The organism is Moorena producens PAL-8-15-08-1, from assembly GCF_001767235.1.
GTDB classification, from domain to species: Bacteria; Cyanobacteriota; Cyanobacteriia; order Cyanobacteriales; family Coleofasciculaceae; genus Moorena; species Moorena producens_A.
Genome location: NZ_CP017599.1, coordinates 7208105 through 7219794 on the forward strand (window position 1 = coordinate 7208105; position 11690 = coordinate 7219794).

Sequence of the window (11690 nt, forward strand, 5' to 3'; positions counted from 1 at the left end):
ATGAGCAAGTTGTCACGAGCAGTAAAATGGCGACGACGTCTACGAGTTTGGGGGTTATTAACTCTAGCACTGTTCTTGTGTGGCTGGCTGCTAATGAACACTCTGAGATTGAACGCAGCCGCATCAGCACCCGTGGATACGTTCTTTGTCCTAGGGGGGAGTATTCGTCGAGAAATCCATGTTGCTGAATTAGCCAAACAGTACCCAGACAAGCGAATTCTGATTTCTCATGGATCCCCAGACCCCTGCATTTGGCTAATTTTTCAGCGGGAGATGGCATCTTCAGAACAGGTTTGGTTAGAAAAGTGTGCCAATTCTACCTTTGGTAACTTTTTCTTTAGTATCCCAATTTTCCGGCGGTGGGGTGTTCGTAAAGTTAAGTTAATAACCTCTGGCACCCATCTATCACGGGCTCAGTGGATGGGGCAAATTCTTCTGGGAGCTCATGGGATTTGGGTAGACACAGATTTGGTGCCAGAGAAAGGTATTCCTGGTAATTTAGAATCCCCTCTCAAAACTGGGCTAGACATTGCTCGAAGCTTGGTTTGGGCGCTGCTGTCTCAAGTCATTCAACCCCGATGCTCTGATCTAATCCAGCTCACGGATGTAGACATGAAGGCTTGGCGTGAGTCGGGTTTCAAGTGTGAGCGTCAGGGCGGAATTTCCTCAGGTGCGACCCGTGGCGAATTTAATTGTTAATGGTAAGAGCGCACCTAGGGAGATTTTACCTCTACTGTCATGGGTGCAAACCAAAAGCAACAATCCCCGTCTCTGAGCGAGCGGGGATTGTCAATTAACCCAAAGGTTCAACTGAGCCATTATTTGACTATGCGCTTCCAGGGAGCAAAGCCATTTTCAACACCTTTAAGACTAGCAGCCAAGCTGGGGTAATGTCTGAGCACAATACTAATGAAAGTGTTCTTTTCAATCCAGTCCAGACCAAATTGAGTATAGATTTCGGCAGTGTAATCCTTGGTAAAGAAGCGATCGCTTTTCAGTCGTCGGGATGCCATCAGGATGAATATCCGAAAAGCGGTATCGCTGAAACCAAATCCCTTAGGAGGATTCTCGGCAAACATACCTATCATTAGGTCTACACTATCGATATCATTGTTGTAAACCTCCCGCAATTCTTTCGCCCATTCTGGCTTATCAGTGATTTCCTCGAAGGATTTGGCTCGATCGCGACCAATTAGTTCTCGGAACTGGTTGTAGCGGGGAACTCCTCGCTCCCGATCTCTGAGGATATCTACAGCAGCTAAGTCAAATACTTCACCGTTGTCCCTCACTAGCTGCTGCAATTTCTTTGGATAATTGTAAAGGGTGACAGCACCAGGGTGGCTGATTCCAAAAGAGTAGAATAAATCAGCTATATCTACCTGTTCGAGAATGGCACGTGAGCGCTTGCCGGAAACTTCAAAAAAGTCTTTCGTCAGCACCTCTTTACCGTCTTGAACCGAGTAAAACTGGAATTCATCGGGGATGAGGGGATGCATCCGATACACAGAAACGAATTCTTCGGTGAGGTAGTAGGGAGCACTGTGGTGGTCAGTAGATGAGCCGATAATCCCGCTGACTACTTCATTGTCCCCAAGACGCCCAAAACGATTTTTGAATTCCTCACCCAACATACCCCACCAATTCCATCTCATGGCAACTTGCAAGGCGGGATGTCCCAGGATGCCCGGAGTCCATTCCACAGTATGAATTTTAGCCAGCAAGGCAGCATTAATCAGTCGAGCGTGGTCGAACAGGTCATCATCTGTCCAGTCAGGGTATTGTTTTTTGAGATGATCACAGATAGTGTTGTGCTCTTTGACGAACAGGATATGCAACATGCTTAGTCCTATCCACCAGTTATCGTCAAAGCCCACAATATCGACTCCTTTCTCTGGGTTGACAGGTAACAAACCGTCATCACCAATGATCATCTTACCATCGACATGGCTACGGACTTTATCAATAGTTTCCTGATTACTGCCATAGATTTGGGAAGCATCCCACCAGTGAGTTTCTTGGTTGATAAAGGTTGGGGGATTTTTGGTATCGTCTTCAGAACGAGTAGGGTCTTTTGGAGTTTTTTCGATTTCCAGAGGTCGATGCTCTTTGGGCCAGGGGTCATCCTGTTCCAGAGGAATCTCGATTTTGTCTTCGGAATCATTAAAGGTATGAGAAAACCAATCGTGAGTCTGGAATTGAATCCAAGCTGCAGCTGTTAGGTTTAAGGTCGAAGCTGGGACAAATTCATCCCGCGTCAATAACTTCCGACTGATCGTACGGGGGTTGGGATTGAGTAAATTCTTTTCGTCGGGGTAAGCGTGTTTCAGGGCTACATTGCGTCCAAAGCGGGTGCCAGCCATCCCCATTTTGGGATCATTGGGGTCATTAAATGAACCATCCGCTGTGCGAATTTTAAGATGGCGACCATCAGGACTAGGAGTCGGTTCAGGGGGCTCCCCTTTTGTGGGTAATTGGGAGGTATCGTGCAGGTTTTCTTCCCGCATATTCTCGCGGAATTTATTTAATTTGAACAGGGCTAGAGGAGTAGGAAACTTATGCCAAGGTTTCTTTGCCATTTTGCTAATTCCTTTAGTTTTTATTACCGAGGTATTTAGTGTTTTAGCTTAGGGAGTGTCAGGAATTACGGTCAGAGCTTACTGCTCACTACTAAGCTTAGGTGAATAGGACTGAGCCTGATCTTAATTAATGCTTAATTCACCGTTGTCTAGCTCTTTCTATTTCTTAGTTTTTTTATGTTCATCATAACTCATTAATTTATAAATTAAAGAGGATTGACTAATAAATCTAGTGTTGTATAATTGTCTGGGATTGACAGTACCCATCTTGGGTACTCTTTGCAGATAAGTTCACTGTCAAGAAATTCCACAGTCAACCGTCAAGGGTTAACAAATTGGATATCCTGTTCTTGGAAGTACGCTGGTAGAGGGTCTCGGGAGAGTAGATTGGTTTTGGATGTGAGCTGCTGCTGGTCTAGGAGAATTGCGATCGCACTCTTACACACAAACAGGATCAAATCCCTTCCGGGACAAGTACGAGACCCTCTCAGAAACAAATTGGAGTAAGTCGAAGTGTCCTGATCCCTCGGATCTAGCCACCGTTGAGGTACAAACGAATCTGTGGATGGGTCTAAAGATTTTTCCCGTTGCATGATTGGGAAAAAGTGTAGAATTTCCATGTCTGGGGGAATACGGTTGTGATTAAAGGTGTCCGCAGCTGTTGTGATGTGAAACGTTCTCGTCACTGGAGGGAACAAACGACCTGTTTCCAACAAACAAGCTTCCAAATAGCCGAGCTTAGCAATGGTTGAGGCTTGCTCCACCGAACCCGCTTCCTTGATTTCCTGTCGGACCCGTTCGAGCACCTCTGGTCTAGAGGTAATCATAGTCAGGGTTCTCGCCAGCAAGTCAGTCCCTGAACCAGTAAAGGTAAACATCCAGTGGGGGATTTGTTGCAGGAGTTCCTCTTGGGTAGTGTAGGGCTTTATGCCATGAGCCATAGACAACAGGCATGGCTTTTCAGACGCTTGGCTGCCTTCCCAAAGCTGCTCAAGAGTTTCATAAAATTTTTCTAAACGCTTAGTTTCAAACCTTCCCAATAGAATCCGCTTGATCGGATTTCCAACCATTGAGAATAACACCTGTATATCCTTGATCAACCGCTCAGGAGCAACATTTTCCCCAAACACAATGCCCAGCATTGCCTGACCCATACATTTCCGGATATCCTCAATGTTGGATACTGGCTTTGAAAAAGCACGATGTACCTGTTCGAGGAAAGCCTGTTGGTACTGGTGCTGGCAACCTGTGCCAAGCACTCCCTCGTTATAAGGTCTCAGGCGTTGCCACTGCTGATCATGGCTGATAGTGAGGGCGTTGGGGGCAAGGAAAGACATACCATCCTTCTTGAGATTGCCTTCGATATAGCCTTGGCTGTTCGGTGAATCTTGTAAAATGTGGTCTGATAAGTCACGCCCAGATACTAGCAAGACTTTCTTGAGAAGAAAGTTTAGAATGACATTTTTACTACCATAGCGTTTGATGACATCACCAATCCAACCCCCTAATACTTTTTCAAGGTCGAAACCACCGGGGTTACGGATAAAGCCACTGGCTAGATTACCCAGAAGCCGTAACAAGTCGAGTACATTGGTAGAAGGGTAGGTGTTCATTATTCATTGCTCATTATTTCGTTGACAAATCTTACTTGAGGCTTTCCAGCAGACTTATCCATTGCTTCTATTTTCCTTAAGGCTATCAGCAGGTGCGACCCGTGATGGCGAACGCGCCCCGCGTGACCTACGGTCAAGGGATTGCTCGCCATCACGGAAAGCGCACCTATTAAGCTAGAATTTCTCAATCCACTGGCTGATCAGAACTAGTGGCTCCTTTCTTGCATGCTTCTCACCACTTGGGTTACTAGATTTCGGGGCATAAATCTTATACTCAGGGCAAGCAACTGGTTTTTGAGACCAGGGACAACAACAGTTCGATTTTTCATCAGACCAAGATAGCCAATCCTAGCAACAGTTTCAGCATTCATAATCTTTTGTCCACTAACCATCTTAGAGTCTTCCATGTTTGCCCGAGCTTGAAAACCCGATTCTGTTGGTCCTGGACACAGAGTAGTTACCGTCACCCCTGAACCCTTTAGTTCATTGGCAATTGCCTCAGAAAAGGATAGGACATAGGATTTCGTAGCATAATAGACTGCCATCAACGGACCAGGCTGAAACGCTGCTGTGGAGGCAATATTTAAAATTTTTCCATACTGTTGTTGCACCATAGCTGGCAGAAATAATTTGGTCAAATGGGTCAGGGCTACTATGTTTAGCTGCATCATGTCTAGTTCAGTAGCCAGGTCTGTTTCAGCAAAAGCTCCATAGGTAGCAAATCCTGCGTTGTTGACTAGTGCATCAACCTTAATCCCTTCCGCTTGGAGCTGGTCAAAAATCTCCTGTGCAGCTCCTGGAACTGACAAATCCTTCGGAATAACCCTGACAAATGTCCCAAATTTTTCCCTAAAATCCTCGGCCAGTTGAGATAGTTTTGACTCACTTCTGGCAACTAGTACTAACTTGTAGCCATCGCGAGCAAATAACTTAGTAAATTCATAACCAATTCCACTGGATGCACCAGTAATCAGAGCCGTTTTGGGAAGATCCTTTACCTGATTTTTTAGATTCATTTGAGGTGTCTTTTAACAAAAATTAACTCAGGAAATCTTGAAGAATTATTTCGATAGCTTTTCCAAAGGATTTGGAAACAAAGATGATAGGTTTTTGATATTTACCAAAATCCCTATATCCTTGATTAGCTCTTGCCTTTTGACTCTTACCTTTTGCCTTTCCCTAAGGGATTATGTTCACAACTCAAATGGAAATGCTATTTAGGTTATAGTGATCCACTAGCAGTTGTAACTTAAATTACATTTTAAGCAGATCACCAGATCCTAGGGCAATGAAAAATCAAACCAATGAACCAAGCAGAGGGACTATAGTTGAGGTATAGCATACTTTTGAGAAATTTAGGGAGAATGGAGACCCTAGCTGAAGTAGGTGGTTCAGTTGCCAAAAATATCTCTATTGCCTTGATAGTTATCCTCACAGGGAGCTTTTCCAAAACCCGATTGTTGTTAAAAAACTTAATAATCATGAAATATCAATGGTCGTTAAGTCATAATGGAAAGTGTTGGAAATTATAGTTTTTCGAGGAGAGACTTAACAACATCCAACTGGGGAGCAAGATTTTGTCAGGACTTACCCAAGATTGGCTAACAAACGCCCTTATACAACTTTGTGATAGTTCAATGACTCCTCCTTTGACCCAAAGCAAGGGGATGGGGTCACAGGGGATAGTCACTGACAGTAATTTATTCCTAACCTAGGGACAGCGCGTAGCAGAGAATCGGGCATCAGACCAACTAAGCGTCACAAAATAGAAAGGACAAAAGACAAATGACACCCTTATTGTTATTTACTCTCAATAAGAGCCTTAAATAGTTTTCCTAAAAAAATATTCGGCCAGCATCTGGAATGCTAGCCATTGAGCTTGTAGCTTGCTTTATTCCGACAAAAGCCAAGATTCAACTAAATCAAATGGAAAAGGATATAATTTTTGAACCTTTGGAGTTCCGAAACTTGACCCTAAAGAATCGGATATTTCGTTCTAATATTTCTGGTCGATTTGACAACTATGATGGTTCCGGTAACCAGGCACGGATTAATTGGGAAGAGAAATTTGCCCGAGGCGGCGTCGGTGCAATCGTCTCTTCCTTTACACCCGTCCAAATCCGAGGACGAATTTTACCTAACTATGCCACGATTGACCGCGATGATCGAATTCCTTTCTGGCGCAAGGTAGGGGAAAAAGTTCATGAATATGACTGTAAGTTTTTGATGCAACTGAGCCACTCTGGTCGTCAGCGGGATGTTGGTGGTGTGGAGAATTTGCATAATAAGGGTCTGAGTTCAACCAGTGAAACTGAGTCATTTCATGGGTTGGAGTGTCAGGCAATGACACGCAAGGAAATCAAGGAAATGATTCAGGCGTTCGCTGATGGTGCCAGACGAGCTCGTGAGGCAGGACTTGATGGGGTAGAACTGCACAGTGCCAATGGCTATTTGATTACCCAATTTCTGAGTTCAGGCATCAACGACCGCAAGGATGAGTATGGCGGTTCTCTGGAAAATCGAGCTCGTTTCTTACTGGAGATTATCCAGGCAATACGCAAAGAGGTAGGAAACGATTTTCACCTCCAGGCAAAAATCAGTGCAGTGGAATACAACGATGCTGTGATTCCTTGGGACAAGCCTGGGAATACCCTGGAAGACTCTATCCAAATCTGCAAGTGGGTGGAGGAAGCTGGAGCAGATGCGCTTCATATATCCACTGGAAGCTTATTTCCCCACCCGTTGAACCCACCCGGTGAGTTTCCCCAGGACGAAGCATCCCGATGGTACGAGATCATGCTTGGAAGCGGTATCTATACCTTCCGCAATTACTTACTGTTCCGGTATCGATTCCTATTTCCCCTCTTCTTGTTCTTATGGAACCGAGTTTACAGAAAGGATCGGACTCAGCCGATTATCGGCAAAAATGTACAGGATAAAGCCTTGGACGACTCCTTCCGGGAGTTTGTATCAAGTCAAACCATGCAAGAACTCCTAGATAAATACCAAGGTATTAGCATCAGTGATGCTAGGGAAATCAAAAAGCATGTGAATATCCCAGTCATCTGCACGGGAGGTTTTCAGCAAGCATCCTACATCCGCGAGGCGATTAGTGAAGGATTCTGTGATGCAGTTAGTATCGCCCGTCCTCTGGTTGCTAATAATGACCTAGTCCAGCAGTTTCAGCAAGGAAAAGACCTGCCAGACCGACCCTGCACCTACTGCAACAGGTGCTTGTTCAATGCCCTACAAAACCCTCTAGGCTGCTACGATGTGCGCCGATACAATGACGACCACGACAAAATGATTAAACAGGTCATGACTGTATTTGATCCACCACCATTCTCGTAATTGTTAATTATTTTTGTCAACAATGAAGAATAAAAACTTGTTCTAAGAAACTAGAAATGTTTCTTTACATCTTATAGAGAATGCGTTCGCGTAGCGTAGCCCTTCGGGCTAATCGCTTTCCTCGAATGCTTTTTTCTATAGGAGTTAGGATATTACGGTAGATAGGTTGAGGGGGCACGGCTGTGTACCCCTACAAATGGCGTTTATTTTTGGATACAAGGGTAATTCGTGATCTACTAAATACTTAGCACTGAACACTAACGCACTATTTTATAGATTACAGGTAAGAAATTGATGAGTGAATCAGAAAACCCAACCCTAATCAAGGGTGCTTTAAAAAGCTTAAAGCGGTTTTGGCTTCTTATTATCGGAGTTGTACTGGTCATCACCCTAGTGATAGCTTGGCCGTTGATATCCAACTCCCCAGTTAGATATGCAGATATTAATGACCACTTTAAGTATGGTTCCATCGGCAGCGAGCCAGTGAATGGAGTTCCCTACTGGATCTGGAAAGTACTGCCAGCAATTTTTCCAGATAAGCTACCCGGTGAGGGTTATGCTTCATTAGGCTTTATCTATGAACCAGGACAAGACAGACCCATCGGCTTTTCAAAGCGTCGGATGTTCGTTGACCGTGTTGGTTTAAATTGTGCAGTCTGCCATGCTGGTACAGTGCGAGATACCCGCGATAGTACACCCCGGGTAATCACCACCATGCCTTCCAATACGGTCAATCTATCAGGGTACATCAAGTTAATCTCGGAAGTAGCATTTGATCCACGATTCAACGCCGACCGGATTTTGGCAGAGATTGCAGCCCAAGGGGAAAAGTTCAACCCCATCCAGAAATTAATTTATCGCTACCTGGTTATTCCCCAGACTCGGGATGCTTTAATTGCTCAGGGTAGCCTACTCGCCTTTTTAAATAACCAACCTGATCGCGGTCCTGGGCGGGTGGATACGTTTAATCCCTATAAATCCCTGCAATTTCGCTTCCCGATGGATCAGTTAGACCCTGATGAATTGATTGGTGGTGCAGATTTTCCCTCGATCTGGAATCAGAAGCCTCGTGAAGGTTTGCAGTTGCACTGGGATGGTGATAATGAATCGGTGGATGAGCGGAACCTGAGCGCTGCTTTGGGTGCAGGGGTGACACCAACCACGGTAGATTTGGATGGGATTCAACGGGTTGCTGATTGGCTGTGGGAATTACCACCCCCGCCCTATCCCTATGAGATTAACCAGAATTTGGCAGCAGTGGGTAAGCCAATTTATGAAAACAACTGCGCCAGTTGCCATGCTTTTGGTGGTTCAAAGGTTGGCAAGGTAACACCTATTGAAGAAATTGGTACAGACCGATATCGTCTGGATTCCTACACCTATGAACTGCTTTCTAACCAAAATACCCTCTTTGTTGGCACACCAAGGCGTTTCAAACATTTCCGCAAGACCAATGGCTATGCCAATGTGCCCCTAGATGGAATTTGGCTACGAGCTCCCTATTTACACAATGGTTCAGTACCAACCCTAAGAGACTTGTTAGAAACCCCCGAAAACCGACCGAAAGAATTCTATCGGGGTGATGATGTTTTCGATCAGGACAAGGTTGGTTTTGTTTCCGATGTAGCAGAGGATAATACCAACAAATTCTTTAAGATTTATACAACAATTCCTGGCAATTTAAATAGTGGTCACCTTTATGGAACTGACCTCTCTCCAGAAGCAAAAGATGCCTTAGTGGAGTACATGAAGACCCTTTAGTAAGGGATAAATGTAAACAATTATTTACAAAAACCAACCAATACATTAAACAAAGAGATTAAAACAACAGATTCAAGCAAGAGGTAAAATGAACGCTTACGCTAAATGCTTTGGTTGTGTGGTATGGCTTGGCATCATTATCAATGTGGTGTTTTTTGTCATTCCCTTATGCTTCTTTCCAGAAGTCATGCTTTCGTTATTAAAAATGCAAATCCCAGTGCCGATTATCTGGGTACGTGCTGCAGGATTGCTGTTGCTGGAAATCAGTATTTTATACATTCCTGGTGCCATGGATCCCTATCGCTATAAAGCAACAGCTTGGATGTCGATATTGGTCACACGAGGTGGTGGAGCTACGTTTTTTATAACGGCTGTCTTGTTATTTGGTCAAGATCTGGGATTTCTGAGTATCGCTTTGGTTGACCTTTTCTTCGCAGTTCTCCAAGGAATTCTCTTATTCCTTGCCCTGCAAACTGAACAACCCCTTATTTCAAAAATAGTCAAGGGATTCTCCTAACTTTTCGGGAATACTAATACTTATCACCTAGCACTGCACTCAGCACTATCTAGCAGTAGGGAGAAGAATAACGTTATGGAAATGGTGAAGACGAAATTAGGGAAATTAATAACAATCATTGTTATTAGTATTTTTTTGCTGGCTGGAGTTGTAGCCTACGTGGGATGGTACAACCTATTTCGAGAAGACCCCAATCCTCCCACCTATTACGATTATGAGTCGCCAGAAGAACACTTCAAGTATGGTTCCATTGGCACAGAAAATGCTGAAGGTTTACCGTATTTAATTTGGCTGGTGCTTCCCCGGATATTTCCAGATAAACTACCAGGACCGGGTGGTTATACCTCTTTGGGAATTACCTGGGAAGAGGGGAAAGAATTGCCCATTGGTTTTTCTAAAAAAACTATTGGTTTTCCCCGTCAGGGCATAACTTGTGCTTCCTGTCATACGGCTACATTTCGCGAAAATCCTAAAGATCAACCTACCATTATTTTAGGAGGACCTTCAAGTAAGTTTGATTCTCAAGGCTACCTCCGATTTCTGCAAGCTTGTGCGAATGATCCACGATTTACAGCGGACTATATTCTTGGACAAATTGGATATAATTATGAGCTTTCTTGGTTTGATAAACTACTTTATCGCTATGTAATTATTCCTCAAACTAGGAAATCAATTCTGGAACTTGGGGAAGGATATGCTTGGATGGATTCCCGTCCCGACTGGGGACCTGGTCGGATCTCTCCGTTCAACCCTGGCAAGTTTCGATACTTAGAGCAACCTCTAGATGATTCTGTTGACAACTCCGACATGATGTCGATTTGGAATCAAAAGATGCATGAAGGATTTGCCTATCATTGGGATGGCTTAGAAACGTCACTGACGGAAACCATCCAGACTGGGGCAATCGGTGATGGTGCTACTAGGAAGTCGATTAATATCGAAGGTTTAAAGCGGGTAGAAGATTATATTACTGAATTACCTCCTCCCCCATATCCTTTTGAGGTTAATCAGACATTGGCAGCAAAAGGCAGTGAGATTTTTGCCAATACCTGTGCATCCTGCCATGCTTTTGGTGGAGAACGGATAGGAACTGTTATTCCTATTGATGAGATTGGTACTGACCGCAACCGCTTAGATATGTGGACTCAGGAAGCAGCTGACTCTTATAATGAATACGCTGAAGGCTATGAATGGGACTTTGACTACCTGCGTAAGACTAATGGTTATGTGGCAGTAGCCCTTGATGGACTTTGGCTAAGAGCTCCTTATCTCCATAATGGTTCGGTGCCTAATCTAACCAACTTACTAGAAACTCCTGAGAACCGGACGAAGGTATTTTACCGGGGCTACGATGTCTATGATCCCGAAAAAGTCGGCTTTGTCTCGGAGGGAGCAAACGCTGAGAAGGAGGGTTTCAGATACGATACTAGCCTTATAGCTAACGGTAACCAAGGACATCTCTATGGTACTGATTTACCTGAACAGGATAAAAAAGCCTTGATTGAATATCTGAAAACTCTGTGATCTCCTTGACTGTCTAGAGCACTAGCATATGGGGCAGATACACTCCCCCATATGCTGCAATTAAACTAATCGTTTTTACTGAAATCTTTCACTTTAAATTAAACCAGAGTAATATATAGCAATTATTATACCCATGAGGTACAAATCTATGGGTTTTAGGGAGCAGGGAGCAGGGAGCAGGGAGCAGTGAAGAGGCAAGAGGCAAGAGGCAAGAGGCAAGAGGCAAGAGGCAAGAGGCAAGAGGCAAGAGGCAAGAGGGAAAAAATAATGTGTACCTCATAGCTATGAGATACGCTATATCCCTCTTCTGTCACTCTCCGAGCAGTAAAATAAGAGAATAAACAGATT

At 44.2% G+C, this 11690-nt stretch carries 9 protein-coding genes; 5 read left to right on the forward strand and 4 right to left on the reverse strand.

Annotation, left to right across the window (positions count from 1 at the left end):
- Nucleotides 1-699: a YdcF family protein gene (locus BJP34_RS26465; RefSeq protein WP_070394921.1), complete on the forward strand. Its 699-nt coding sequence runs from the start codon at nt 1-3 to the stop codon at nt 697-699.
- Between the two features lie 119 nt (nt 700-818).
- Here BJP34_RS26465 and BJP34_RS26470 read toward each other — a convergent pair whose 3' ends face one another.
- From BJP34_RS26470 to BJP34_RS26480, 3 genes are all read right to left on the reverse strand, one after another.
- On the reverse strand, nt 819-2576 hold the full coding sequence (locus tag BJP34_RS26470) for a peroxidase family protein (protein ID WP_070394922.1): 1758 nt from the start codon (nt 2574-2576) through the stop codon (nt 819-821).
- A gap of 320 nt (nt 2577-2896) precedes the next feature.
- Nucleotides 2897-4189, reverse strand: coding sequence for a cytochrome P450 (locus BJP34_RS26475; RefSeq protein ID WP_070394923.1), 1293 nt, complete (start codon nt 4187-4189; stop codon nt 2897-2899).
- A 206-nt stretch (nt 4190-4395) separates the two neighbouring features.
- On the reverse strand, nt 4396-5205 hold the full coding sequence (locus tag BJP34_RS26480) for an SDR family NAD(P)-dependent oxidoreductase (RefSeq protein WP_070394924.1): 810 nt from the start codon (nt 5203-5205) through the stop codon (nt 4396-4398).
- 847 nt (nt 5206-6052) lie between these two features.
- Here BJP34_RS26480 and BJP34_RS26485 point away from each other — a divergent pair.
- From BJP34_RS26485 to BJP34_RS26500, 4 genes are all read left to right on the forward strand, one after another.
- Nucleotides 6053-7540: an NADH:flavin oxidoreductase gene (locus BJP34_RS26485; protein ID WP_202972027.1), complete on the forward strand. Its 1488-nt coding sequence runs from the start codon at nt 6053-6055 to the stop codon at nt 7538-7540.
- A 294-nt stretch (nt 7541-7834) separates the two neighbouring features.
- Nucleotides 7835-9301 (forward strand): hypothetical protein, encoded by a 1467-nt coding sequence (locus BJP34_RS26490; RefSeq protein WP_070394925.1) that lies wholly within the window; start codon nt 7835-7837, stop codon nt 9299-9301.
- An 88-nt stretch (nt 9302-9389) separates the two neighbouring features.
- Nucleotides 9390-9818 carry a hypothetical protein gene (locus BJP34_RS26495; protein WP_070394926.1) on the forward strand — a complete coding sequence of 143 codons (429 nt, stop codon included), beginning with the start codon at nt 9390-9392 and terminating at the stop codon, nt 9816-9818.
- A 75-nt stretch (nt 9819-9893) separates the two neighbouring features.
- Entirely contained in the window at nt 9894-11342 is a 1449-nt protein-coding gene (locus BJP34_RS26500) for a c-type cytochrome (RefSeq protein ID WP_070394927.1), read from the forward strand.
- Nucleotides 11343-11430: 88 nt separating this feature from the next.
- Here the strand turns inward: BJP34_RS26500 and BJP34_RS44575 are convergent, their stop codons facing one another.
- Nucleotides 11431-11622, reverse strand: coding sequence for a hypothetical protein (locus tag BJP34_RS44575; RefSeq protein WP_158517490.1), 192 nt, complete (start codon nt 11620-11622; stop codon nt 11431-11433).
- Between the last annotated feature and the right edge of the window lie 68 nt (nt 11623-11690).